Origin of the sequence: Shigella sp. FC1567, from assembly GCF_001743015.1 — a bacterium.
In the GTDB taxonomy this organism is placed as follows: domain Bacteria; phylum Pseudomonadota; class Gammaproteobacteria; order Enterobacterales; family Enterobacteriaceae; genus Escherichia; species Escherichia coli.
This window is the reverse complement of record NZ_MIIV01000377.1, coordinates 1-26,452: the sequence shown is the minus strand read 5'-3', so window position 1 is coordinate 26,452 and position 26,452 is coordinate 1. Positions and strand designations below refer to the sequence as shown.

The 26,452-nt window shown below is 52.0% G+C and carries 20 protein-coding genes, 4 tRNA genes and 4 pseudogenes; 23 read left to right on the top strand and 5 right to left on the bottom strand.

The features are described from left to right. A partial coding sequence (locus BHE85_RS18235; protein WP_000321149.1) for an integrase core domain-containing protein occupies positions 1-331 on the top strand: 331 nt, incomplete at its 5' end. Positions 332-341: 10 nt separating this feature from the next. On the opposite strand, the pseudogene BHE85_RS27695 reads toward BHE85_RS18235, so the two are convergent. Then, positions 342-485, bottom strand: a pseudogene (locus BHE85_RS27695) (type II toxin-antitoxin system PemK/MazF family toxin); the annotation flags it as partial. A 216-nt stretch (positions 486-701) separates the two neighbouring features. On the opposite strand from BHE85_RS27695, the gene rep reads away from it, so the two are divergent. After that, positions 702-2,723: a DNA helicase Rep gene (rep, locus tag BHE85_RS18230; protein ID WP_001238896.1), complete on the top strand. Its 2,022-nt coding sequence runs from the start codon at positions 702-704 to the stop codon at positions 2,721-2,723. Between the two features lie 46 nt (positions 2,724-2,769). On the opposite strand, the gene gppA is transcribed toward rep, so the two are convergent. Together gppA and rhlB are read right to left on the bottom strand one after the other, a co-directional pair. Then, entirely contained in the window at positions 2,770-4,254 is a 1,485-nt protein-coding gene (gppA, locus tag BHE85_RS18225) for a guanosine-5'-triphosphate,3'-diphosphate diphosphatase (RefSeq protein ID WP_001299253.1), read from the bottom strand. A gap of 133 nt (positions 4,255-4,387) precedes the next feature. Continuing rightward, on the bottom strand, positions 4,388-5,653 hold the full coding sequence (gene rhlB, locus BHE85_RS18220; RefSeq protein WP_000047518.1) for an ATP-dependent RNA helicase RhlB: 1,266 nt from the start codon (positions 5,651-5,653) through the stop codon (positions 4,388-4,390). 130 nt (positions 5,654-5,783) lie between these two features. Here rhlB and trxA point away from each other — a divergent pair, with 130 nt between their 5' ends. The 21 genes and pseudogenes from trxA (at position 5,784) to BHE85_RS18115 (ending at position 24,215) form a co-directional block, all read left to right on the top strand. Beyond that, positions 5,784-6,113 (top strand): thioredoxin TrxA, encoded by a 330-nt coding sequence (gene trxA / locus BHE85_RS18215; protein ID WP_001280776.1) that lies wholly within the window; start codon positions 5,784-5,786, stop codon positions 6,111-6,113. A 140-nt stretch (positions 6,114-6,253) separates the two neighbouring features. Next, positions 6,254-6,355: a rho operon leader peptide RhoL gene (rhoL, locus tag BHE85_RS18210; protein WP_001295255.1), complete on the top strand. Its 102-nt coding sequence runs from the start codon at positions 6,254-6,256 to the stop codon at positions 6,353-6,355. 84 nt (positions 6,356-6,439) lie between these two features. Beyond that, positions 6,440-7,699, top strand: a complete 1,260-nt coding sequence (gene rho / locus BHE85_RS18205) for a transcription termination factor Rho (protein WP_001054527.1) — start codon at positions 6,440-6,442, stop codon at positions 7,697-7,699. A 238-nt stretch (positions 7,700-7,937) separates the two neighbouring features. After that, a pseudogene (gene wecA / locus BHE85_RS18200) lies at positions 7,938-9,042 on the top strand (UDP-N-acetylglucosamine--undecaprenyl-phosphate N-acetylglucosaminephosphotransferase). 11 nt (positions 9,043-9,053) lie between these two features. Next, positions 9,054-10,100: an ECA polysaccharide chain length modulation protein gene (gene wzzE / locus BHE85_RS18195; protein ID WP_039064332.1), complete on the top strand. Its 1,047-nt coding sequence runs from the start codon at positions 9,054-9,056 to the stop codon at positions 10,098-10,100. 55 nt (positions 10,101-10,155) lie between these two features. Then, positions 10,156-11,286, top strand: coding sequence for a non-hydrolyzing UDP-N-acetylglucosamine 2-epimerase (gene wecB, locus BHE85_RS18190; RefSeq protein WP_000866665.1), 1,131 nt, complete (start codon positions 10,156-10,158; stop codon positions 11,284-11,286). Further along, on the top strand, positions 11,283-12,545 hold the full coding sequence (gene wecC / locus BHE85_RS18185; RefSeq protein WP_000006625.1) for a UDP-N-acetyl-D-mannosamine dehydrogenase: 1,263 nt from the start codon (positions 11,283-11,285) through the stop codon (positions 12,543-12,545). Before wecB ends, wecC begins: the two co-directional genes overlap by 4 nt. Beyond that, positions 12,545-13,612, top strand: a complete 1,068-nt coding sequence (gene rffG, locus BHE85_RS18180) for a dTDP-glucose 4,6-dehydratase (protein WP_001226584.1) — start codon at positions 12,545-12,547, stop codon at positions 13,610-13,612. The genes wecC and rffG overlap by 1 nt, the downstream gene beginning before the upstream one ends. Positions 13,613-13,630: 18 nt before the next feature. Beyond that, positions 13,631-14,512, top strand: coding sequence for a glucose-1-phosphate thymidylyltransferase RfbA (rfbA, locus tag BHE85_RS18175; protein ID WP_000676068.1), 882 nt, complete (start codon positions 13,631-13,633; stop codon positions 14,510-14,512). Continuing rightward, on the top strand, positions 14,490-15,164 hold the full coding sequence (gene rffC / locus BHE85_RS18170; protein ID WP_001145189.1) for a dTDP-4-amino-4,6-dideoxy-D-galactose acyltransferase: 675 nt from the start codon (positions 14,490-14,492) through the stop codon (positions 15,162-15,164). Before rfbA ends, rffC begins: the two co-directional genes overlap by 23 nt. A gap of 4 nt (positions 15,165-15,168) precedes the next feature. Then, positions 15,169-16,299 (top strand): dTDP-4-amino-4,6-dideoxygalactose transaminase, encoded by a 1,131-nt coding sequence (gene rffA / locus BHE85_RS18165; RefSeq protein WP_000612043.1) that lies wholly within the window; start codon positions 15,169-15,171, stop codon positions 16,297-16,299. 1 nt (position 16,300) lies between these two features. Beyond that, positions 16,301-17,551, top strand: coding sequence for a lipid III flippase WzxE (gene wzxE / locus BHE85_RS18160; RefSeq protein ID WP_000050265.1), 1,251 nt, complete (start codon positions 16,301-16,303; stop codon positions 17,549-17,551). Further along, positions 17,548-18,626 (top strand): annotated as a pseudogene (rffT, locus tag BHE85_RS18155) (TDP-N-acetylfucosamine:lipid II N-acetylfucosaminyltransferase). Before wzxE ends, rffT begins: the two are co-directional and overlap by 4 nt. Further along, a complete protein-coding gene (wzyE, locus tag BHE85_RS18150) occupies positions 18,623-19,975 on the top strand; it encodes an ECA oligosaccharide polymerase (RefSeq protein WP_000055128.1) in 1,353 nt (450 codons plus the stop codon). Before rffT ends, wzyE begins: the two are co-directional and overlap by 4 nt. A gap of 2 nt (positions 19,976-19,977) precedes the next feature. Beyond that, complete coding sequence (gene wecG, locus BHE85_RS18145) at positions 19,978-20,718, top strand: lipopolysaccharide N-acetylmannosaminouronosyltransferase (protein ID WP_001064038.1); 741 nt, start codon at positions 19,978-19,980, stop codon at positions 20,716-20,718. Positions 20,719-20,908: 190 nt separating this feature from the next. Further along, positions 20,909-22,294 (top strand): bifunctional threonine/serine APC transporter ThrP, encoded by a 1,386-nt coding sequence (thrP, locus tag BHE85_RS18140; protein ID WP_000774751.1) that lies wholly within the window; start codon positions 20,909-20,911, stop codon positions 22,292-22,294. Positions 22,295-22,396: 102 nt separating this feature from the next. Continuing rightward, a tRNA-Arg gene (locus tag BHE85_RS18135) sits at positions 22,397-22,473 on the top strand. 58 nt (positions 22,474-22,531) lie between these two features. Then, positions 22,532-22,607 (top strand) — tRNA-His (locus BHE85_RS18130). Between the two features lie 20 nt (positions 22,608-22,627). Further along, positions 22,628-22,714, top strand: a tRNA-Leu gene (locus tag BHE85_RS18125). A gap of 42 nt (positions 22,715-22,756) precedes the next feature. Beyond that, positions 22,757-22,833, top strand: a tRNA-Pro gene (locus BHE85_RS18120). 146 nt (positions 22,834-22,979) lie between these two features. After that, a complete protein-coding gene (locus BHE85_RS18115) occupies positions 22,980-24,215 on the top strand; it encodes an anaerobic sulfatase maturase (RefSeq protein WP_000941530.1) in 1,236 nt (411 codons plus the stop codon). A 107-nt stretch (positions 24,216-24,322) separates the two neighbouring features. On the opposite strand, the pseudogene BHE85_RS26840 reads toward BHE85_RS18115, so the two are convergent. Together BHE85_RS26840 and hemY are read right to left on the bottom strand one after the other, a co-directional pair. Further along, positions 24,323-24,460, bottom strand: a pseudogene (locus tag BHE85_RS26840) (arylsulfatase); the annotation flags it as partial. A 677-nt stretch (positions 24,461-25,137) separates the two neighbouring features. Beyond that, a complete protein-coding gene (gene hemY, locus BHE85_RS18110; protein WP_000921791.1) occupies positions 25,138-26,334 on the bottom strand; it encodes a protoheme IX biogenesis protein HemY in 1,197 nt (398 codons plus the stop codon). Positions 26,335-26,452: the final 118 nt, after the last annotated feature.

The window sequence follows — 26,452 nt, the reverse complement described above, 5'->3', positions numbered from 1 at the left end:
AGTGGAGTGGCTGACGGATAATGGTTCATGCTACCGGGCTAATGAAACACGCCAGTTCGCCCGGATGTTGGGACTTGAACCGAAGAACACGGCGGTGCGGAGTCCGGAGAGTAACGGAATAGCAGAGAGCTTCGTGAAAACGATAAAGCGTGACTACATCAGTATCATGCCCAAACCAGACGGGTTAACGGCAGCAAAGAACCTTGCAGAGGCGTTCGAGCATTATAACGAATGGCATCCGCATAGTGCGCTGGGTTATCGCTCGCCACGGGAATATCTGCGGCAGCGGGCTTGTAATGGGTTAAGTGATAACAGATGTCTGGAAATATAGGGGCAAATCCAACAACTAACCTGTTTTTTATCATTTCAGGAGGAATGCGGCCATCGTAATACGTGGTGCTGAACTGTCCATTCTGGCTAACAGGATAGTTACCAAAGTTGCATTCCAGTATTTCACCAACCTTAGGACTGAAATTAATCGCCACGAGTACACCTCTCCTTAGTAAACTCTGAAAAAGTAATAACACAACGTTACGACCCGATATTTTCTAAGTCTAATGGATTCACGATGAACTCCGGTTTCGGTCTTCCCTCTCTGATTTAAACATCCGCAGCCAACCGGTTAGCGGCTTACACGCGGTCACATTCAAATGCGATTCTGCTACAATCCTCCCCCCGTTCGAAGATTGAGCAATACACCTATGCGTCTAAACCCCGGCCAACAACAAGCTGTCGAATTCGTTACCGGCCCCTGCCTGGTGCTGGCGGGCGCGGGTTCCGGTAAAACTCGTGTGATCACCAATAAAATCGCCCATCTGATCCGCGGTTGCGGTTATCAGGCGCGACATATCGCGGCGGTGACCTTTACCAATAAGGCGGCGCGCGAGATGAAAGAGCGTGTCGGACAGACGCTGGGTCGCAAAGAGGCGCGTGGGCTGATGATCTCAACCTTCCACACGCTGGGGCTGGATATCATCAAGCGTGAGTATGCGGCGCTGGGGATGAAGGCGAACTTTTCGCTGTTTGACGATACCGATCAGCTGGCGTTGCTCAAAGAGTTGACCGAAGGGCTGATTGAAGATGACAAAGTTCTCCTGCAACAGTTGATTTCGACCATCTCTAACTGGAAGAACGATCTCAAAACACCGTCCCAGGCGGCAGCCAGTGCGATTGGTGAGCGGGACCGTATTTTTGCCCATTGTTATGGGCTGTATGATGCACACCTGAAAGCGTGCAATGTTCTCGACTTCGATGATCTGATTTTATTGCCGACGTTGCTGCTGCAACGCAATGAAGAAGTCCGTGAGCGCTGGCAGAACAAAATTCGCTATCTGCTGGTGGATGAGTATCAGGACACCAACACCAGCCAGTATGAACTGGTGAAACTGCTGGTGGGCAGCCGCGCGCGCTTTACCGTGGTGGGCGATGACGACCAGTCGATCTACTCCTGGCGCGGCGCACGTCCACAAAACCTGGTGCTGCTGAGTCAGGATTTTCCGGCGCTGAAGGTGATTAAGCTTGAGCAGAACTACCGCTCTTCCGGACGTATTTTGAAAGCGGCGAACATCCTGATCGCCAATAACCCGCACGTCTTTGAGAAGCGTCTGTTCTCCGAACTGGGTTACGGCACAGAGCTTAAAGTTTTAAGCGCGAATAACGAAGAACATGAAGCCGAGCGCGTCACTGGTGAACTGATTGCGCATCACTTCGTCAATAAAACGCAGTACAAATATTACGCTATTCTTTATCGCGGTAACCATCAGTCGCGAGTGTTTGAAAAATTCCTGATGCAAAACCGCATCCCGTACAAAATTTCTGGTGGTACGTCGTTTTTCTCTCGTCCTGAAATCAAGGACTTGCTGGCTTATCTGCGCGTGCTGACTAACCCGGACGATGACAGCGCATTTCTGCGTATCGTTAACACGCCGAAGAGAGAGATTGGCCCGGCGACGCTGAAAAAGCTGGGTGAGTGGGCGATGACGCGCAATAAAAGCATGTTTACCGCCAGCTTTGATATGGGCCTGAGTCAGACGCTTAGCGGACGTGGTTATGAAGCATTGACCCGCTTTACTCACTGGTTGGCAGAAATCCAGCGTCTGGCGGAGCGGGAGCCGATTGCCGCGGTGCGCGATCTGATCCACGGCATGGATTATGAATCCTGGCTGTACGAAACATCGCCCAGCCCGAAAGCCGCCGAAATGCGCATGAAGAACGTCAACCAACTGTTTAGCTGGATGACGGAGATGCTGGAAGGCAGCGAACTGGATGAGCCGATGACGCTCACCCAGGTGGTGACGCGCTTTACTTTGCGCGACATGATGGAGCGTGGTGAGAGTGAAGAAGAGCTGGATCAGGTGCAACTGATGACTCTGCACGCGTCAAAAGGGCTGGAGTTTCCTTATGTCTACATGGTCGGTATGGAAGAAGGGTTTTTGCCGCACCAGAGCAGCATCGATGAAGATAATATCGATGAGGAGCGGCGGCTGGCCTATGTCGGCATTACCCGCGCCCAGAAGGAATTGACCTTTACGCTGTGTAAAGAACGCCGTCAGTACGGCGAGCTGGTGCGCCCGGAGCCGAGCCGCTTTTTGCTGGAGCTGCCGCAGGATGATCTGATTTGGGAACAGGAGCGCAAAGTGGTCAGCGCCGAAGAACGGATGCAGAAAGGGCAAAGCCATCTGGCGAATCTGAAAGCGATGATGGCGGCAAAACGAGGGAAATAATCAAGGCCGGAAAAGATGCGTCAGCATCGCATCCGGCACTTACTCATTAATGCACTTCCAGCGGCCAGTGGACATAGCTCTGCCACTGGCTTTCCTGAGCAATAATCTCTTTACCCAGCGGATGTTGGGTTAGCCAACCTTGCGGAAGCGTCAAGGTCAACAGTTCATGGTTAGCCTGTAATGTCATCTCTGGCACGAGATCGTCACGGCGACGGCTGGCAAAAATGATGGCCAGGCGGAGTAAACGGCAGAGTTGTTCTGCGACGCGCGGCGGTACGGCATTTTGCTGATGCAGCGATGAGAGATCGACCGGATTAGTCTGGTTGAGCAGTAGCGTCGCCAGCAATTTTTTCTGTGCGGGGGTAAAACCGGGAAGATCCAGATTACGCACCAGATAAGCAGCGTGTTGCGGCGCTTGTTTAAAGTCAACGCTCAGGCCGATTTCATGAAGCTGACAGGCGCTGATGAGCAAATCGCGGCTTATTGCTTCAAGATGCCATTCCTTTTCCACCTGATCGAAGAAGTTAGCCGCAACTTTGGCTACGCGCTGCGCCTGATCAATATCGATCATAAAGCGGCGCTGAATATTACGCAGCGTACGGCTGCGAATATCCTGCTCGACGGCCAGATGCAACATGCCGTAGACCAGGCCTTCACGCAGCGCACCGCCCGCCAGGGTCATACACTGAATATTCAGTTCGGTAAAAATGGCGATCAGGATCGCCAGACCACTCGGGAACACTAACGCACGTTCCAGCGTCAGCCCGTCAATCTCCAGTTCCTCCAGCCGACCGCAATGAATGGCTCGCTGTTTCAATTGCTGCAACTTTTCCAGGGTAATGCGTTCATCCATCCCCTGTGCCATCATGATTTCCTGTAACGCCTGCACGGTGCCGGAAGCACCAACGCACACTTTCCAGCCGTGATACCGTAATTCATCGGCAACCGGACGTAACACTTCGCGTGCCGCTTTTTCTGCAGCATCAAAATTTTCCTGCCCCAGATTACGATCGGCAAAATAGCGTTCCAGCCAGGTGACGCAGCCCATCGACAGGCTGAACAACGAGGTGGTTTGTGCACCCGTGCCGGTTACCAGTTCAGTACTGGCACCGCCTATATCCACCACCAGGCGCTGATCGGCACCGCCAGTTGTGTGAGCAACGCCCTGATAAATCAGACGTGCTTCCTCTTCACCGCTGATCACCTGTACCGGACAACCGAGGATTTCCTGCGCTTTGGCAATAAAATCACCCGCATTGACGGCAAGACGTAATGTCGCCGTAGCGACAACGCGAATTTGCGAGGGAGGGATATCTTGCAGACGTTCAGCAAACAGGCGCAGACATTGCCAACCGCGCTCCATTGCTTCATTAGACAGGGCATTTTCGCTATTCAGGCCAGCAGCCAGACGCACTTTGCGTTTTATTCGCGTCAGCGTCTGGATGCTTCCAGCCACCTCGCGCACAACCAGCATATGAAAACTATTCGAACCGAGATCAATGGCTGCATACAGCGACGAGGTGGAACCCATACTCTTCATCCTTCAATCTGTCTCTGTGTTGGCTGCATTCTTTCACCTGAATCACTTACTACAGTATGCTCATCGGGATTCATTCTCTTGCCATCTTGATACAGTTTGAATGATTTTGAGTATGACATTTTATTTAACCTGAACGACGACGATTACGCGGAGCGCCAGTACGACGCGGACCATTGCCTGTACGTGGGCGCGTGAGGCGCAGCGGTTTTGGCAGATCGGTCATCAATGCGTCCGGATTGTATTTGCTTACCGGAATTGAGTGACCAATATAGGTCTCAATAGCAGGCAAATTCAATGCATACTCTTCACACGCCAGGCTGATAGAGTGACCGCTTGCGCCTGCGCGACCTGTACGACCAATACGGTGAACGTAATCTTCACAGTCATCGGGTAAATCGTAGTTAAAGACGTGCGTCACTGCCGGAATATGCAAACCACGCGCGGCAACGTCGGTGGCAACCAGAATATCCAGATCGCCACGGGTAAATTCATCAAGAATACGCAGACGTTTTTTCTGCGCGACATCGCCTGTCAACAAACCGACACGATGACCATCTGCCGCCAGGTGGCCCCAGATCTCTTCACAACGGTGTTTGGTATTGGCGAAAATAATCGCTCTGTCTGGCCACTCTTCTTCGATCAGCGTTTGCAGCAAACGCATTTTTTCTTCGTTAGAAGGGTAGAAAAGCTCTTCTTTAATACGGTGGCCCGTTTTCTGTTCCGGTTCCACTTCAATATATTCGGCATTGTTCATCTGCTCGAACGCCAGTTCACGTACCCGGTACGAAAGCGTGGCGGAGAACAGCATGTTGAGGCGCTGGTTTGCAGGCGGCATACGGCGGAACAGCCAGCGGATATCTTTAATAAAGCCCAGATCGTACATGCGATCGGCTTCGTCCAGTACCACCACCTGAATGGCACCGAGGTTAATGTGGTTCTGCTTGGCGTAGTCAATTAAACGCCCCGTAGTGCCAATCAGAATGTCAACGCCGCTTTCCAGCACTTTCAGCTGTTTGTCGTAGCCATCACCACCGTAAGCCAGACCCAGCTTCAGGCCGGTAGCTTCCGCCAGCGGTTCTGCGTCGGCATGGATCTGCACGGCAAGTTCACGCGTCGGTGCCATAATTAAGGCACGTGGTTGATTCACCTTGCGATCGGCAATCGCAGGATGAGAGAGAAGATAATGAAACGTTGACGTAAGAAACGCCATCGTTTTCCCGGTACCGGTTTGCGCCTGCCCGGCTACGTCACGACCCGCCAGCGTCAGCGGAAGGGCCAGTGCCTGAATGGGCGTACAGTTATGAAACCCTTTTTTTTCAAGGACTTCTACAACCTTCGGATGCAGGGCGAAGTCGGAAAACTTCTGTTCTGTTAAATGTGTTTTGCTCATAGTGTGGTAGAATATCAGCTTACTATTGCTTTACGAAAGCGTATCCGGTGAAATAAAGTCAACCTTTAGTTGGTTAATGTTACACCAACAACGAAACCAACACGCCAGGCTTATTCCTGTGGAGTTATATATGAGCGATAAAATTATTCACCTGACTGACGACAGTTTTGACACGGATGTACTCAAAGCGGACGGGGCGATCCTCGTCGATTTCTGGGCAGAGTGGTGCGGTCCGTGCAAAATGATCGCCCCGATTCTGGATGAAATCGCTGACGAATATCAGGGCAAACTGACCGTTGCAAAACTGAACATCGATCAAAACCCTGGCACTGCGCCGAAATATGGCATCCGTGGTATCCCGACTCTGCTGCTGTTCAAAAACGGTGAAGTGGCGGCAACCAAAGTGGGTGCACTGTCTAAAGGTCAGTTGAAAGAGTTCCTCGACGCTAACCTGGCGTAAGGGAATTTCATGTTCGGGTGCCCCGTCGCTAAAAACTGGACGCCCGGCGTGAGTCATGCTAACTTAGTGTTGACTTCGTATTAAACATACCTTATTAAGTTTGAATCTTGTAATTTCCAACGCTTCCCGTTTTATCTTAAATGCGAAGTGAACAGATTTCTGGCTCGTCACTCAATCCGTCTTGTCGTTTCAGTTCTGCGTACTCTCCTGTGACCAGGCAGCGAAAAGACATGAGTCGATGACCGTAAACAGGCATGGATGATCCTGCCATACCATTCACAACATTAAGTTCGAGATTTACCCCAAGTTTAAGAACTCACACCACTATGAATCTTACCGAATTAAAGAATACGCCGGTTTCTGAGCTGATCACTCTCGGCGAAAATATGGGGCTGGAAAACCTGGCTCGTATGCGTAAGCAGGACATTATTTTTGCCATCCTGAAGCAGCACGCAAAGAGTGGCGAAGATATCTTTGGTGATGGCGTACTGGAGATATTGCAGGATGGATTTGGTTTCCTCCGTTCCGCAGACAGCTCCTACCTCGCCGGTCCTGATGACATCTACGTTTCCCCTAGCCAAATCCGCCGTTTCAACCTCCGCACTGGTGATACCATCTCTGGTAAGATTCGCCCGCCGAAAGAAGGTGAACGCTATTTTGCGCTGCTGAAAGTTAACGAAGTTAACTTCGACAAACCTGAAAACGCCCGCAACAAAATCCTCTTTGAGAACTTAACCCCGCTGCACGCAAACTCTCGTCTGCGTATGGAACGTGGTAACGGTTCTACGGAAGATTTAACCGCTCGCGTACTGGATCTGGCATCACCTATCGGTCGTGGTCAGCGTGGTCTGATTGTGGCACCGCCGAAAGCCGGTAAAACTATGCTGCTGCAGAACATTGCTCAGAGCATTGCTTACAACCACCCGGATTGTGTGCTGATGGTTCTGCTGATCGACGAACGTCCGGAAGAAGTAACCGAGATGCAGCGTCTGGTAAAAGGTGAAGTTGTTGCTTCTACCTTTGACGAACCCGCATCTCGCCACGTTCAGGTTGCGGAAATGGTGATCGAGAAGGCCAAACGCCTGGTTGAGCACAAGAAAGACGTTATCATTCTGCTCGACTCCATCACTCGTCTGGCGCGCGCTTACAACACTGTTGTTCCGGCGTCAGGTAAAGTGTTGACCGGTGGTGTGGACGCCAATGCCCTTCATCGTCCGAAACGCTTCTTCGGTGCGGCGCGTAACGTGGAAGAGGGCGGCAGCCTGACCATTATCGCGACGGCGCTTATCGATACCGGTTCTAAAATGGACGAAGTTATTTACGAAGAGTTTAAAGGTACAGGCAACATGGAACTGCACCTCTCTCGTAAGATCGCTGAAAAACGCGTCTTCCCGGCTATCGACTACAACCGTTCCGGTACCCGTAAAGAAGAGCTGCTCACGACTCAGGAAGAACTGCAGAAAATGTGGATCCTGCGCAAAATCATTCACCCGATGGGCGAAATCGATGCAATGGAATTCCTCATTAATAAACTGGCCATGACCAAGACCAATGACGATTTCTTCGAAATGATGAAACGCTCATAAATTTGTCTTATGCCAAAAACGCCACGTGTTTACGTGCGTTTTGCTTTTATATCTGTAATCTTAATGCCGCGCTGGCGATGTTAGGAAAATTCCTGGAATTTGCTGGCATGTTATGCAATTTGCATATCAAATGGTTAATTTTTGCACAGGACTGGTGGGTTCGGAACGGACTTTCCCTTCTGAATAAAGGTCTTCGTGGTTATACTTCTGCTAATAATTTTCTCTGAGAGCATGCATTGTGAATTTACTGACAGTGAGTACTGATCTCATCAGTATTTTTTTATTCACGACACTGTTTCTGTTTTTTTGCCCGTAAGGTGGCAAAAAAAGTCGGTTTAGTGGATAAACCAAACTTCCGCAAACGTCACCAGGGATTGATACCTCTCGTTGGGGGGATTTCGGTTTACGCAGGGATTTGCTTCACGTTCGGAATTGTCGATTACTATATTCCGCATGCATCTCTCTATCTCGCTTGTGCCGGTGTGCTTGTTTTCATTGGCGCGCTGGATGACCGTTTTGATATCAGCGTAAAAATCCGTGCCACCATACAGGCCGCTGTTGGCATTGTTATGATGGTGTTCGGCAAACTTTATCTCAGTAGCCTGGGTTATATCTTTGGCTCCTGGGAGATGGCGCTCGGACCGTTTGGTTACTTCCTGACGCTATTTGCCGTCTGGGCGGCCATTAATGCGTTCAACATGGTTGATGGCATTGATGGCTTGCTGGGCGGGTTGTCCTGCGTCTCGTTTGCAGCAATCGGTATGATTTTGTGGTTCGACGGGCAAACCAGCCTCGCAATCTGGTGCTTTGCGATGATCGCCGCCATCCTGCCATACATCATGCTTAACCTTGGTATCCTGGGTCGCCGCTACAAAGTCTTTATGGGTGATGCGGGCAGTACGCTGATTGGTTTTACCGTTATCTGGATCCTGCTCGAAACGACCCAGGGCAAAACCCATCCCATCAGCCCGGTTACCGCTTTGTGGATAATCGCCATTCCGCTAATGGATATGGTGGCGATTATGTACCGTCGCCTGCGTAAAGGCATGAGCCCATTCTCTCCTGACCGTCAGCATATTCACCATTTGATCATGCGTGCCGGGTTTACTTCCCGTCAGGCGTTTGTGCTGATTACCCTTGCCGCAGCACTGCTCGCTTCCATTGGCGTGCTGGCAGAATATTCTCATTTTGTCCCGGAGTGGGTCATGCTGGTGCTCTTTTTGCTAGCATTCTTCCTCTATGGATATTGCATTAAGCGTGCCTGGAAAGTTGCTCGCTTTATTAAGCGCGTAAAACGCAGACTGCGTAGAAATCGTGGTGGCAGCCCCAATTTAACCAAATAAATGAGGATGTGATGACACAACCAATGCCTGGGAAACCGACCGAAGACGCTGAAAATGAACTGGATATTCGTGGGTTGTTTCGTACCTTGTGGGCTGGGAAGCTATGGATTATTGGCATGGGGCTGGCGTTTGCGTTAATCGCGCTGGCGTATACTTTTTTTGCTCGTCAGGAGTGGAGCTCGACGGCGATTACCGATCGTCCAACGGTGAATATGCTGGGGGGATATTACTCGCAGCAGCAATTTTTGCGTAACCTGGATGTCCGTTCAAACATGGCTTCTGCCGATCAACCATCGGTCATGGACGAAGCCTATAAAGAGTTTGTTATGCAACTGGCCTCGTGGGATACCCGCAGAGAGTTCTGGCTGCAAACCGACTATTACAAACAGCGGATGGTGGGCAACAGCAAAGCCGATGCGGCGTTGCTGGATGAAATGATTAACAACATCCAGTTTATCCCCGGAGACTTTACCCGCGCGGTCAATGACAGCGTGAAGCTTATTGCCGAAACCGCGCCTGACGCTAATAACCTGTTACGTCAGTATGTTGCTTTTGCCAGCCAGCGTGCAGCCAGCCATCTGAATGATGAGCTGAAAGGCGCATGGGCGGCACGCACCATCCAGATGAAAGCTCAGGTGAAGCGTCAGGAAGAGGTGGCGAAAGCCATCTACGACCGCCGGATGAACAGCATTGAGCAGGCGCTGAAAATTGCTGAGCAGCATAATATTTCGCGCAGTGCGACAGATGTGCCTGCCGAGGAATTACCTGATTCAGAAATGTTCCTGCTTGGGCGTCCAATGCTCCAGGCTCGACTGGAAAATTTACAGGCCGTCGGTCCGGCCTTTGATCTCGACTATGATCAGAATCGGGCCATGTTAAACACCCTGAATGTTGGTCCAACCCTGGATCCGCGTTTTCAGACCTATCGCTATTTGCGTACGCCGGAAGAACCGGTAAAACGCGATAGCCCACGTCGTGCCTTCCTGATGATTATGTGGGGCATTGTCGGGGGGCTGATCGGGGCTGGTGTCGCATTAACCCGCCGTTGCTCGAAATAGCAACACTGCTGCGGCGAGCGCAAAGGCGCTCGCCGCTTATTCGAAGAGAATCGATGTGAAAGTACTGACTGTATTTGGTACGCGCCCGGAAGCCATCAAGATGGCTCCGTTGGTGCATGCGTTGGCAAAAGCTCCTTTTTTTGAGGCTAAAGTTTGCGTCACTGCGCAGCATCGGGAGATGCTCGATCAGGTGCTGAAACTCTTTTCCATTGTACCTGACTACGATCTCAACATAATGCAGCCAGGACAGGGCCTGACAGAGATAACCTGTCGGATTCTGGAAGGGCTAAAACCTATTCTTGCCGAGTTCAAACCAGACGTCGTGCTGGTTCACGGCGACACAACAACGACGCTGGCAACCAGCCTGGCGGCGTTTTATCAGCGTATTCCTGTTGGTCACGTTGAGGCTGGTTTACGCACGGGCGATCTCTATTCGCCGTGGCCGGAAGAGGCTAACCGTACATTGACCGGGCATCTGGCGATGTATCACTTCTCTCCAACCGAAACTTCCCGGCAAAACTTGCTGCGTGAAAACGTTGCGGATAGCCGAATCTTCATTACTGGTAATACAGTCATTGATGCACTGTTATGGGTGCGTGATCAGGTGATGAGCAGCGACACGCTGCGTTCAGAACTGGTGGCAAATTACCCGTTTATCGACCCCAATAAAAAGATGATTCTGGTGACCGGTCACAGGCGTGAGAGTTTCGGTCGTGGTTTTGAAGAAATCTGCCACGCGTTGGCAGACATTGCCACCACGCACCAGGACATCCAGATTGTCTATCCGGTGCATCTCAACCCGAACGTCAGAGAGCCGGTCAATCGCATTCTGGGGCATGTGAAAAATGTCATTCTGATCGATCCCCAGGAGTATTTACCGTTTGTCTGGTTGATGAACCACGCCTGGCTGATTTTGACCGACTCAGGCGGCATTCAGGAAGAAGCGCCTTCGCTGGGGAAACCGGTGCTGGTGATGCGCGATACCACTGAGCGTCCGGAAGCGGTGACGGCGGGTACGGTGCGTCTGGTAGGCACGGATAAGCAGCGAATTGTCGAGGAAGTGACGCGTCTTTTAAAAGACGAAAACGAATATCAAACTATGAGCCGCGCCCATAACCCGTATGGTGATGGTCAGGCATGCTCTCGCATTCTGGAAGCGTTAAAAAATAATCGGATATCACTATGAGTTTTGCGACCATTTCTGTTATCGGACTGGGTTACATCGGGCTGCCTACAGCAGCAGCGTTTGCCTCACGGCAAAAACAGGTGATTGGTGTCGATATCAACCAACACGCGGTTGATACCATCAATCGTGGCGAAATCCATATCGTCGAGCCTGATTTGGCGAGCGTAGTAAAAACTGCCGTAGAAGGCGGTTTTTTACGAGCGAGCACGACGCCAGTTGAAGCGGATGCCTGGCTGATTGCTGTACCCACGCCGTTTAAAGGCGATCATGAGCCAGATATGACCTACGTTGAATCGGCTGCTCGCTCCATTGCGCCAGTGCTGAAAAAAGGCGCGCTGGTGATCCTTGAATCCACCTCGCCGGTGGGGTCAACCGAGAAGATGGCAGAATGGTTAGCAGAGATGCGTCCGGATCTCACTTTCCCACAGCAGGTGGGCGAGCAGGCGGACGTCAACATTGCTTACTGCCCGGAACGCGTGTTACCGGGCCAGGTTATGGTCGAGCTGATTAAAAACGATCGCGTGATTGGTGGTATGACGCCGGTTTGTTCGACCCGCGCCAGCGAACTGTACAAAATTTTCCTCGAAGGTGAGTGTGTCGTCACTAACTCGCGGACGGCGGAAATGTGTAAGCTCACCGAAAACAGCTTCCGCGATGTGAATATCGCTTTTGCTAATGAATTGTCGCTGATTTGTGCCGATCAGGGGATTAACGTCTGGGAACTGATTCGCCTGGCGAATCGTCACCCTCGCGTTAATATTCTTCAGCCTGGCCCTGGCGTGGGCGGTCACTGCATTGCTGTTGATCCGTGGTTTATCGTGGCACAGAACCCCCAGCAGGCGCGGCTTATCCGTACCGCGCGCGAAGTGAACGATCACAAACCGTTCTGGGTTATCGATCAGGTGAAAGCGGCGGTGGCTGATTGCCTGGCGGCTACCGATAAACGCGCCAGTGAACTGAAAATCGCCTGCTTTGGTCTGGCGTTTAAACCGAATATTGATGACCTGCGCGAAAGCCCGGCGATGGAAATCGCTGAACTGATCGCCCAGTGGCATAGCGGCGAAACTCTGGTTGTTGAGCCTAACATCCACCAGTTGCCGAAAAAACTGACCGGGCTTTGTACTCTGGCGCAGCTTGACGAGGCGCTGGCAACGGCAGACGTGCTGGTGATGCTGGTCGATCATAGTCAGTTTAAAGTTATCAATGGCGACAATGTCCATCAGCAGTATGTCGTCGATGCCAAAGGAGTCTGGCGCTGATGAGAAAAATTCTGATAACAGGTGGTGCCGGGTTTATTGGCTCGGCGCTGGTGCGTTATATCATCAACGAAACGAGCGACGCGGTGGTAGTGGTCGATAAGCTGACCTACGCCGGAAACCTGATGTCGCTGGCACCGGTCGCGCAAAGCGATCGCTTTGCCTTTGAGAAAGTTGATATCTGCGATCGGGCAGAACTGGCACGCGTATTCACTGAGCATCAGCCAGACTGTGTCATGCATCTGGCAGCCGAAAGCCATGTTGACCGTTCTATTGACGGCCCGGCAGCGTTTATTGAAACCAACATTGTCGGGACTTATACATTGCTTGAAGCGGCGCGGGCTTACTGGAATACGCTGACGGAAGATAAAAAATCAGCGTTCCGTTTTCATCATATCTCCACCGACGAAGTATATGGTGACCTGCACTCGACGGATGATTTCTTCACCGAAACCACGCCGTATGCGCCGAGCAGCCCTTATTCCGCGTCAAAAGCCAGCAGCGACCATCTGGTGCGCGCCTGGCTGCGGACCTACGGTCTGCCGACGCTTATCACCAACTGCTCGAATAACTACGGTCCTTACCACTTTCCGGAAAAACTGATCCCGCTGATGATCCTCAACGCGCTGGCGGGTAAACCGCTGCCGGTATATGGCAACGGGCAGCAAATCCGTGACTGGCTGTATGTGGAAGATCACGCCCGCGCGCTGTATTGCGTGGCGACCACCGGGAAAGTCGGTGAAACCTATAATATTGGTGGTCACAACGAGCGTAAGAATCTCGATGTTGTGGAAACCATTTGCGAGCTGCTGGAAGAACTGGCTCCGAACAAGCCGCACGGCGTGGTGCACTATCGTGACTTGATCACCTTTGTCGCTGACCGTCCGGGGCATGATCTGCGTTATGCCATTGATGCTTCGAAAATTGCCCGTGAACTTGGCTGGCTGCCACAGGAAACCTTTGAAAGTGGAATGCGTAAAACGGTGCAGTGGTATCTGGCTAATGAAAGCTGGTGGAAGCAGGTGCAGGACGGCAGCTATCAGGGCGAGCGTTTAGGTCTGAAAGGCTAATTTTCAGCGGAGGCAAACATGAAAGGTATTATCCTGGCGGGCGGTTCCGGCACCCGATTGCATCCGATTACGCGCGGCGTATCGAAGCAACTGTTGCCGATTTACGATAAGCCAATGATTTACTATCCGCTGTCGGTGCTGATGTTGGCCGGTATCCGCGAAATTCTCATCATCACTACGCCGGAAGATAAAGGTTATTTCCAGCGCCTGCTGGGCGATGGTAGTGAGTTCGGTATCCAGCTGGAATACGCCGAACAGCCCAGCCCGGACGGTCTGGTGCAGGCCTTTATCATCGGTGAAACCTTCCTCAACGGTGAACCTTCTTGTCTGGTGCTGGGCGATAACATCTTCTTCGGTCAGGGCTTCAGTCCGAAGCTGCGTCATGTTGCGGCGCGCACGGAAGGGGCGACGGTATTTGGCTATCAGGTGATGGACCAGGAACGCTTTGGCGTGGTGGAGTTTGACGACAATTTCCGCGCTATCTCGCTGGAAGAAAAGCCAAAACAGCCGAAGTCAAACTGGGCGGTGACCGGGCTTTATTTCTACGACAGTAAAGTCGTGGAGTACGCAAAGCAGGTGAAGCCGTCGGAGCGTGGTGAACTGGAGATTACCTCCATCAACCAGATGTACCTCGAGGCGGGCAACCTGACCGTTGAACTGCTCGGGCGCGGATTTGCCTGGCTGGACACTGGCACTCACGACAGCCTGATTGAAGCCAGTACCTTTGTGCAGACAGTAGAAAAACGCCAGGGCTTTAAGATTGCCTGCCTGGAAGAGATCGCCTGGCGTAACGGCTGGCTCGATGACGAGGGTGTGAAGCGTGCTGCCAGTTCATTAGCGAAAACTGGCTACGGCCAATATCTGCTGGAGTTACTTCGTGCCCGTCCGCGCCAGTATTGAGCCACTAACCTGGGAAAACGCCTTCTTTGGTGTTAACAGCGCCATCGTGCGCATTACGTCTGAAGCACCGCTCCTGACGCCAGACGCGTTAGCGCCGTGGTCACGGGTGCAGGCCAAAATTGCGGCATCAAATACGGGTGAACTGGATGCCCTGCAACAGCTGGGATTCTCCCTGGTAGAAGGTGAAGTTGATTTGGCGCTACCCGTGAACAATGTCAGTGATAGCGGTGCTGTCGTGGCACAAGAGACCGATATTCCCGCATTACGTCAGTTAGCTAGCGCCGCATTTGCGCAAAGCCGTTTTCGTGCGCCGTGGTATGCGCCTGACGCCAGCGGTCGCTTTTATGCACAGTGGATTGAAAATGCCGTGCGCGGCACCTTTGATCATCAATGTCTGATTCTACGTGCGGCGTCCGGCGATATTCGCGGCTATGTCTCTTTACGGGAACTCAATGCGACAGATGCGCGAATTGGCCTGCTGGCTGGACGCGGTGCAGGTGCTGAGCTGATGCAAACGGCGCTAAACTGGGCGTATGCTCGCGGTAAAACAACTTTGCGGGTGGCGACCCAAATGGGCAACACCGCCGCGCTTAAACGATACATACAAAGTGGTGCGAATGTAGAAAGCACCGCGTACTGGTTATACAGGTGATCACATGATTCCATTTAACGCACCGCCGGTGGTGGGAACCGAACTCGACTATATGCAGTCGGCAATGGGTAGCGGCAAACTGTGTGGCGATGGCGGTTTTACCCGTCGCTGCCAGCAGTGGCTGGAGCAACGTTTTGGCAGCGCCAAAGTGTTACTGACGCCGTCCTGCACCGCTTCGCTGGAGATGGCGGCGCTGCTGCTCGATATCCAGCCTGGCGATGAAGTGATCATGCCGAGCTACACCTTTGTCTCCACCGCCAATGCCTTTGTGCTGCGTGGCGCGAAAATCGTCTTTGTGGATGTTCGCCCGGACACCATGAACATCGACGAAACGTTGATTGAAGCAGCGATCACCGACAAAACGCGCGTTATCGTGCCGGTCCATTACGCGGGTGTGGCCTGCGAAATGGACACCATTATGGCGTTGGCGAAAAAGCATAATTTGTTTGTGGTGGAAGATGCCGCTCAGGGCGTGATGTCCACTTACAAAGGGCGTGCACTGGGAACCATTGGTCATATTGGCTGCTTTAGCTTCCATGAAACCAAAAACTACACGGCGGGTGGTGAAGGCGGCGCGACGCTGATTAACGATAAAGCGTTAATCGAACGAGCCGAGATCATCCGTGAAAAGGGCACTAACCGCAGCCAGTTCTTCCGTGGTCAGGTCGATAAATATACCTGGCGCGATATTGGCTCCAGCTATTTGATGTCCGATCTGCAAGCTGCATACCTGTGGGCGCAACTGGAAGCAGCGGATCGTATCAACCAGCAACGTCTGGCGCTGTGGCAAAATTACTACGATGCGTTAGCGCCTCTGGCGAAAGCCGGGCGTATCGAGCTGCCGTCGATTCCTGATGGCTGCGTGCAGAACGCGCATATGTTCTACATTAAACTGCGGGATATTGATGACCGGAGCGCGTTGATTAACTTTCTGAAAGAAGCGGAAATCATGGCGGTGTTTCATTACATTCCGCTGCACGGTTGCCCTGCGGGGGAACACTTTGGTGAGTTCCACGGTGAAGATCGCTACACCACCAAAGAGAGCGAGCGCCTGCTGCGCCTGCCGCTGTTCTACAACCTGTCGCCCGTCAATCAGCGTACGGTAATTGCGACTTTGTTGAACTACTTCTCCTGATATGTCGTTGGCAAAAGCGTCCTTGTGGACGGCGGCCAGTACACTGGTCAAGATTGGTGCCGGGTTACTGGTCGGTAAGTTGCTGGCGGTGTCATTTGGTCCGGCGGGGCTTGGGCTGGCGGCAAATTTCCGCCAGTTGATTACCGTGCTCGGCGTGCTTGCCGGGGCTGGCATCTTTAACGGTGTAACCAAATACGTTGCCCAGTACCATGATAATCCGCAACAGCTGCGCCGCGTGGTCGGCACTTCATCAGCGATGGTACTTGGTTTCTCTACGCTGATGGCGCTGGTTTTTGTGCTGGCAGCTGCGCCAATCAGCCAGGGATTGTTTGGTAATACCGACTATCAGGGGCTGGTGCGTTTAGTGGCGCTGGTGCAAATGGGGATCGCCTGGGGCAACCTGTTACTGGCGCTGATGAAAGGCTTTCGCGATGCCGCAGGTAATGCGTTATCGCTGATTGTCGGCAGCTTGATTGGCGTTCTCGCGTACTACGTCAGTTACCGTTTGGGCGGTTATGAAGGGGCGTTGCTGGGTCTGGCGCTGATTCCCGCGCTGGTGGTAATTCCTGCCGCCATCATGTTGATCAAACGTGGTGTCATCCCGTTAAGCTATCTGAAACCCAGCTGGGATAACGGTCTGGCAGGGCAGTTGAGCAAATTTACGCTCATGGCGTTGATTACGTCGGTGACCTTGCCTGTTGCTTACATCATGATGCGTAAACTGCTGGCGGCGCAGTATAGCTGGGATGAAGTGGGGATCTGGCAAGGGGTGAGCAGTATTTCCGATGCCTACCTGCAATTCATTACGGCATCGTTCAGCGTATATTTGCTGCCCACGTTGTCGCGGCTAACGGAAAAGCGCGATATCACCCGGGAAGTGGTTAAATCGCTAAAATTCGTCTTACCGGCAGTGGCGGCGGCGAGTTTTACCGTCTGGTTGCTGCGTGATTTTGCTATCTGGTTGCTGTTGTCGAATAAATTTACCGCTATGCGCGATCTCTTTGCCTGGCAGTTAGTGGGTGATGTGCTAAAAGTGGGCGCTTATGTCTTTGGTTATCTGGTGATCGCCAAAGCGTCACTGCGGTTTTATATTCTGGCGGAAGTCAGCCAGTTCACTTTATTGATGGTATTTGCCCACTGGCTAATCCCTGCGCATGGTGCACTGGGCGCGGCGCAGGCATATATGGCAACTTATATCGTCTATTTTTCTCTTTGTTGTGGCGTGTTTTTACTCTGGCGTAGGCGGGCATGACTGTACTGATTCACGTACTGGGATCGGATATCCCTCACCATAACCGAACCGTTTTGCGGTTTTTCAATGACGCGCTGGCCGCGACGAGCGAGCACGCGCGCGAGTTTATGGTTGTTGGCAAGGACGACGGCTTAAGTGATAGCTGTCCGGCGCTTTCTGTGCAATTTTTCCCTGGGAAAAAATCGCTGGCGGAAGCGGTCATCGCGAAAGCAAAAGCTAACCGTCAGCAGCGATTTTTTTCCACGGTCAGTTCAATCCCACACTGTGGCTGGCTCTGCTGAGTGGTGGCATTAAGCCCAGCCAGTTTTTCTGGCATATCTGGGGGGCAGACCTGTATGAGCTTTCCAGTGGCTTGAGATATAAGCTTTTTTACCCGCTACGTCGCCTGGCGCAAAAGCGAGTCGGCTGTGTATTTGCCACCCGCGGTGATTTGAGCTTTTTTGCCAAAACGCATCCAAAGGTGCGGGGCGAACTGCTGTACTTCCCGACGCGGATGGACCCTTCTCTCAATACGATGGCGAACGATCGGCAACGTGAAGGGAAAATGACCATTCTGGTGGGGAACTCCGGTGACCGCAGCAATGACCATATTGCTGCCTTGCGCGCCGTTCATCAGCAATTTGGCGATACGGTAAAAGTGGTGGTGCCGATGGGATATCCGCCTAATAACGAAGCGTACATTGAGGAAGTTCGTCAGGCGGGGCTGGAGTTATTCAGCGAAGAAAATCTGCAAATTTTGAGCGAAAAACTGGAATTTGACGCCTATCTGGCGCTACTTCGTCAGTGCGATCTTGGTTACTTTATTTTTGCCCGCCAGCAGGGCATTGGTACGCTTTGCTTACTGATTCAGGCGGGCATTCCTTGTGTGCTTAACCGGGAAAATCCGTTCTGGCAGGATATGACGGAACAGCATTTGCCGGTGCTGTTTACTACCGACGATCTCAACGAGGATATTGTGCGTGAAGCGCAGCGCCAGTTGGCGTCGGTGGATAAAAACACCATTGCCTTCTTTAGCCCTAACTATCTACAAGGCTGGCAGCGGGTGTTGGCGATTGCCGCCGGGGAGGTCGCATGAGTCTGCTGCAATTCAGTGGCCTGTTTGTGGTCTGGCTGCTCTGCACGCTGTTTATTGCCACGCTGACTTGGTTTGAGTTTCGCCGTGTGCGCTTTAACTTCAATGTCTTCTTTTCATTGCTGTTTTTGCTCACCTTTTTCTTCGGCTTCCCGCTGACCAGCGTGCTGGTATTTCGCTTTGATGTTGGTGTCGCGCCGCCAGAAATCTTGTTGCAGGCGTTGCTTTCTGCGGGCTGCTTCTACGCGGTTTACTATGTCACCTACAAAACCCGCCTACGCAAACGCGTTGCTGATGTACCGCGCCGTCCGCTGTTTACCATGAACCGCGTGGAGACCAATCTTACGTGGGTGATCCTGATGGGCATCGCGCTGGTAAGCGTCGGCATCTTCTTCATGCACAACGGCTTTTTGCTGTTCCGGCTTAACTCCTACAGTCAGATCTTCTCCAGTGAAGTCTCCGGCGTGGCGTTAAAACGCTTCTTTTACTTTTTCATCCCGGCGATGCTGGTGGTCTACTTTCTGCGCCAGGATAGCAAAGCGTGGCTGTTTTTCCTCGTCAGCACGGTCGCCTTTGGCTTGCTGACTTATATGATTGTCGGCGGCACTCGCGCCAATATCATCATCGCATTCGCTATCTTCCTGTTTATTGGCATTATTCGCGGCTGGATTTCGTTGTGGATGCTGGCGGCGGCGGGCGTGCTGGGGATTGTGGGCATGTTCTGGCTGGCGCTAAAACGCTATGGAATGAATGTGAGCGGCGATGAAGCGTTCTATACGTTTCTCTATCTCACTCGCGACACCTTCTCGCCGTGGGAGAATCTGGCGTTGCTGTTGCAGAACTACGACAACATCGACTTCCAGGGCCTGGCTCCAATTGTCCGCGATTTCTATGTCTTTATCCCTTCCTGGCTGTGGCCGGGTCGCCCGAGTATGGTGCTGAACTCAGCCAACTACTTTACCAGGGAAGTGCTGAATAACCACTCCGGACTGGCGATCTCGCCTACGCTTATAGGCTCACTGGTGGTGATGGGCGGCGCGTTGTTCATCCCGCTCGGGGCGATCGTGGTTGGTCTGATCATCAAATGGTTCGACTGGCTGTATGAGCTGGGCAACCGCGAGCCTAATCGCTATAAGGCTGCGATATTGCACAGTTTCTGCTTTGGGGCGATCTTCAATATGATCGTGCTGGCACGTGAAGGGCTGGATTCGTTTGTCTCACGCGTAGTCTTTTTTATCGTGGTCTTCGGCGCATGTCTGATGATCGCAAAACTGTTGTACTGGCTTTTTGAAAGCGCCGGACTCATTCATAAACGTACAAAATCATCGCTCCGGACGCAGGTTGAAGGATAACAATGAATAACAACACCACGGCACCGACCTATACGCTGCGTGGCTTACAGTTGATTGGTTGGCGTGATATGCAGCACGCCCTCGATTATCTGTTTGCTGACGGGCAGCTTAAGCAGGGAACGCTGGTTGCCATTAATGCTGAAAAAATGCTGACCATTGAAGATAACGCCGAGGTCAGGGAGTTAATTAACGCTGCCGAATTTAAATATGCGGATGGCATCAGCGTTGTACGTTCAGTACGTAAAAAGTACCCGCAGGCGCAGGTTTCCCGCGTTGCCGGTGCCGATCTCTGGGAAGAGCTGATGGCGCGCGCAGGCAAAGAAGGGACGCCGGTATTTCTTGTGGGCGGTAAACCTGAAGTGCTGGCGCAAACTGAAGCTAAACTGCGCAACCAGTGGAATGTGAATATCGTTGGCAGTCAGGATGGTTATTTTAAACCCGAGCAGCGTCAGGCGCTGTTTGAACGCATTCATGCCAGCGGAGCGCAAATCGTCACCGTTGCGATGGGATCGCCAAAGCAGGAGATCTTCATGCGCGACTGCCGTCTGGTGCATCCAGATGCGCTGTATATGGGCGTTGGCGGGACTTACGATGTTTTCACCGGTCACGTAAAACGCGCACCGAAAATCTGGCAAACGCTGGGACTGGAGTGGCTCTACCGCCTGCTTTCGCAGCCGAGCCGCATTAAGCGTCAGCTTCGTTTGCTGCGTTATTTACGCTGGCACTACACCGGCAACCTCTGATTTTCCTCTCTTTGTAAAGCGACGGAGTGGTCACTCCGTCGCCTGTCTGCTTTTTTATTACACAAAGCATTCAAATTTTTAATGCTTTATTTGCCATTTCTCCTGAATTACGAAAACATTCGCAACACTCGATGTACCCATAACGATAACCGGTAACACCGGAAAGCATGCAAACACAACACGAGGATTTATGGCAGATAACAAACCAGAGCTACAGCGTGGGCTGGAAGCTCGACATATCGAACTCATCGCCCTGGGGGGCACCATTGGCGTCGGCCTGTTTATGGGGGCCGCCAGTACCTTGAAATGGGCCGGGCCATCCGTATTGTTGGCCTATATCATCGCCGGGCTATTCGTCTTTTTCATCATGCGTTCAATGGGCGAAATGTTGTTCCTCGAACCGGTTACCGGTTCGTTCGCCGTTTATGCGCATCGTTATATGAGCCCGTTCTTTGGTTATCTCACCGCCTGGTCTTATTGGTTTATGTGGATGGCGGTGGGGATCTCAGAAATCACCGCCGTTGGCGTTTATGTCCAGTTCTGGTTCCCGGAGATGGCGCAGTGGATACCCGCATTGATCGCAGTGGCGCTGGTGGCGTTGGCGAATCTGGCGGCGGTGCGGTTGTACGGCGAAATCGAGTTCTGGTTCGCGATGATCAAAGTCACCACGATTATCGTGATGATTGTCATTGGCCTGGGCGTGATTTTCTTTGGCTTTGGCAATGGCGGGCAGTCGATTGGTTTTAGCAATCTCACAGAGCATGGCGGTTTCTTTGCGGGTGGCTGGAAAGGGTTCCTGACCGCGCTGTGTATTGTGGTGGCGTCCTACCAGGGCGTGGAGCTGATTGGCATTACTGCCGGTGAAGCGAAGAATCCGCAGGTGACGTTGCGCAGTGCCGTAGGCAAAGTGCTGTGGCGGATCCTGATTTTCTACGTAGGCGCGATTTTCGTTATCGTCACCATCTTCCCGTGGAATGAAAGTGGCAGCAACGGCAGCCCGTTCGTACTGACTTTTGCCAAAATCGGTATTACCGCAGCGGCGGGCATTATCAACTTTGTGGTGCTGACGGCTGCGCTCTCTGGCTGTAACAGCGGCATGTACAGTTGCGGACGTATGCTCTACGCACTGGCGAAAAACCGTCAGTTACCGGCGGCGATGGCGAAAGTTTCCCGTCACGGCGTACCAGTTGCGGGTGTGGCAGTATCTATTGCTATTCTGCTAATTGGCTCATGCCTGAACTACATCATTCCCAATCCGCAGCGTGTGTTTGTCTACGTCTACAGTGCCAGCGTGCTTCCGGGGATGGTGCCATGGTTTGTGATATTGATAAGCCAGCTGCGTTTTCGGCGTGCACATAAAGCGGCGATTGCCAGCCATCCGTTCCGCTCAATCCTGTTCCCGTGGGCCAACTACGTAACAATGGCATTCCTGATTTGCGTTTTGATCGGCATGTACTTTAATGAAGATACGCGTATGTCGCTGTTTGTTGGCATCATCTTTATGCTGGCGGTGACGGCGATTTATAAAGTTTTTGGCCTTAATCGCCACGGGAAAGCGCATAAACTGGAGGAATAAGCAGCAAAACGCACAAACCGTAACCAAACGCGCAATTTATTTAAAAAGGGACTAGACAGAGGGGTGGGAAGTCCGTATTATCCACCCCCGCAACGGCGCTAAGCGCCCGTAGCTCAGCTGGATAGAGCGCTGCCCTCCGGAGGCAGAGGTCTCAGGTTCGAATCCTGTCGGGCGCGCCATTTAGTCCCGGCGCTTGAGCTGCGGTGGTAGTAATACCGCGTAACAAGATTTGTAGTGGTGGCTATAGCTCAGTTGGTAGAGCCCTGGATTGTGATTCCAGTTGTCGTGGGTTCGAATCCCATTAGCCACCCCATTATTAGAAGTTGTGACAATGCGAAGGTGGCGGAATTGGTAGACGCGCTAGCTTCAGGTGTTAGTGTCCTTACGGACGTGGGGGTTCAAGTCCCCCCCCTCGCACCACGACTTTAAATAATTGAACTAAAAATTCAAAAAGCAGTATTTCGGCGAGTAGCGCAGCTTGGTAGCGCAACTGGTTTGGGACCAGTGGGTCGGAGGTTCGAATCCTCTCTCGCCGACCAATTTTGAACCCCGCTTCGGCGGGGTTTTTTGTTTTCTGTGCATTTCGTCACCCTCTCTTCGCAATAAACGCCCGTAATAACTCATTGCCCCACGGTATGATTTCGCCCTTAACGTATTGAAGGATGACTTCAGGCAAGGAGTGACCATGCTGCAACAGGTTCCAACGCGTGCTTTTCATGTGATGGCGAAACCGAGTGGTTCCGATTGTAATCTGAACTGTGACTACTGTTTTTATCTCGAAAAACAATCCCTTTACCGCGAAAAGCCAGTCACGCATATGGACGATGACACGCTGGAAGCGTATGTCCGTCACTATATCGCTGCCAGCGAACCGCAAAACGAAGTGGCTTTTACCTGGCAGGGCGGCGAACCAACGTTACTCGGGCTGGATTTTTACCGCCGTGCCGTAAAGTTACAGGCGAAATACGGTGCTGGCAGGAAGATAAGTAACAGCTTCCAGACTAACGGCGTGCTGCTCGATGATAAATGGTGTGCATTTCTGGCAGAAAATCATTTTCTTGTTGGGTTATCGCTGGACGGTCCGGCTGAGATCCACAATCAATATCGCGTGACCAAAGGTGGCAGACCAACGCATAAGCTGGTGATGCGTGCCCTGACGCTGCTGCAAAAACATCATGTCGACTATAACGTGCTGGTCTGCGTCAACCGCACCAGCGCGCAGCAACCGTTGCAGGTTTATGATTTTTTGTGCGATGCGGGAGTCGAATTCATCCAGTTTATTCCGGTGGTCGAGCGCCTGGCTGATGAAACAGCTGCCAGCGATGGACTGAAACTACATGCGCCTGGTGATATTCAGGGGGAACTGACGGAATGGTCTGTGCGCCCCGATGAATTTGGTGAATTTCTGGTGGCGATTTTTGACCACTGGATCAAACGCGACGTCGGCAAGATTTTCGTGATGAATATCGAATGGGCGTTTGCCAATTTTGTCGGTGCGCCGGGTGCGGTTTGCCATCATCAGCCAACCTGTGGGCGCTCGGTGATTGTTGAGCACAACGGCGACGTTTACGCCTGCGATCACTATGTTTATCCGCAATATCGGCTGGGGAATATGCATCAGCAAACAATTGCAGAAATGATCGATTCCCCGCAACAGCAGGTGTTTGGTGAAGATAAATTTAAGCAATTACCGGCGCAGTGTCGCAGTTGTAACGTGTTAAAAGCGTGCTGGGGAGGCTGCCCGAAACACCGCTTCATGCTCGATGCCAGCGGCAAACCGGGGCTGAATTATTTGTGTGCCGGGTATCAGCGTTATTTCCGCCATCTACCGCCATATCTTAAAGCAATGGCTGATTTGCTGGCGCACGGTCGCCCGGCCAGTGACATTATGCAGGCACATTTGCTGGTGGTGAATAAGTAAAATAGCGGCCATTTTGTGGCCGCCTGCGGTTGATTGCCGGATGCGGCGTAAACGCCTTATCCGGCCTACATGATCGTGCAAATTCAATAAATTGCAGCGTTCTGTGGATACTGGTTTGGGTGATCGTATCCGGCAAAGCCTTTGCGTGCGGTGGCAGTTGACGGGGTATCTGCTGCGCTGGCCATGAGAGGAAGAGCGGCGGCGACAGCAACAACAAGAAGTTTGGGTGAAAACGAAAATTCCATGCAAAATGCTCCGGTTTCATGTCATCAAAATGATGACGTAATTAAGCATTGATAATTGAGATCCCTCTCCCTGACAGGATGATTACATAAATAATAGTGACAAAAATAAATTATTTATTTATCCAGAAAATGAATTGGAAAATCAGGAGAGCGTTTTCAATCCTACCTCTGGCGCAGTTGATATGTAAGGCAGGTTTATTATATCGCGTTGATTATTGATGCTTTTTTAGTTTTAACGGCAATTAATATATGTGTTATTAATTGAATGAATTTTATCATTCATAATAAGTATGTGTAGGATCAAGCTCAGGTTAAATATTCACTCAGGAAGTTATTACTCAGGAAGCAAAGAGGATTACAGAATTATCTCATAACAAGTGTTAAGGGATGTTATTTCCCGATTCTCTGTGGCATAATAAACGAGTAGATGCTCATTCCATCTCTTATGTTCGCCTTAGTGCCTCATAAACTCCGGAATGACGCAGAGCCGTTTACGGTGCTTATCGTCCACTGACAGATGTCGCTTATGCCTCATCAGACACCATGGACACAACGTTGAGTGAAGCACCCACTTGTTGTCATACAGACCTGTTTTAACGCCTGCTCCGTAATAAGAGCAGGCGTTTTTTTATGCATCAGAAAGGTCCCGGAGGTGCTTGCCTCCGGGTGAGAAGGAACTACTGTGGTGGGTTGTTCTGCAACGTTAACATCAAACCGTCGCGACGCATCGCTGCAGCTTCTTCCGGCTTGTGCAGTCTGTCCAGCGCGTCGGCAAGCCATGCGTAATCGTAGGCGTCCGGACGTTGTTTCAGCGCTGCGCGGAAGGCGAGCGATGCTTCCTGCCATTCTCCGTGCTTCATCAGTGACTGGCCCAGTGTGCTCCACAACAGCGGGCGATCGCCGACGTTTTTGATCTGCTGGCGCAGCACTTTTTCCAGCTGTTCCGGATTGTTGGTTTTCAGTCGAGGAATCGGCAGCAGTAGGCGATCGTCGTACTGGCGTTTCAGGCCATCGATGATAATTTGCTGGGCAGTATCATGATCGTCACATTCAATAAGATGTTCCGCCATTGCCACCTGCAACGCTACTTGATGACGCGTTTTCCGGCTTTGGTTTTTCCACCAGTTACGCAAACCTTCACTACCGTTATCGGCACGCGCCTGATCCATCAGGCCAATCCATGCCTGTTGTTCCAGCATTGCACGATGTTCTTCATCACCAACATGGGCTTTCGCCATTGATGGGATGATATCCAGCAGAGAACTCCATGCACCTGTGCGGATATACGCCTGTTCCGCCAGACGTAATACTTCCGGATGGCGTGGCGTAACTTCCAGCAGCTTATCCACGCCGTGGCGTGCAGCATGGTTTTCATTACGGGCCAGTTGCAGACGTACACGGGTGATTTCTACCGGAATGGTGTCATTGCCGGCCAGCTCCGCTGCGCGTTCCAGATGTTGGTTGGCGCGCGCTTCATCACCACGTTGTTGCGCGGCTTCGGCAGCCAGTAGATAGTTCACCACCGGTTGTTCAGCGTGATCGGCATTTTTCGCCATCAGCTTTTCAACTTGCTGATAATCGCCTTCCGCCAGTTTCAGCAGCGCCTGTTCGGTCTGCTTACGTGCACGGCGACGCTTACGCCCGACAAACCACCCACGGGTGTGCGCGCCAGTGCGGAAGATCCGCCGCAGTAGCCACTCAATGGCAAACAGCACTACCATCGCCAGAATCAATATGATCGCCAGGCCCGTGACGCTGGTTTCGATATTGTAGTTGTCGGTCTGGATCAGCACATAACCCTGATGACCGGCAATCATCGGGCCAACCACTATCCCCGCAATCAGCAAAACAAAGAGTAATAACACTTTTAGCATGGTTATTCTCCTTGCGGCGCGGCTGCCGGAGTATCACCTTGCGGTGCAGGTGCAGGTGCAGGTGCAGGTGCAGGTGCAGGTGCAGGTGCAGGTGCAGGTGCAGGTGCAGGTGCAGGTG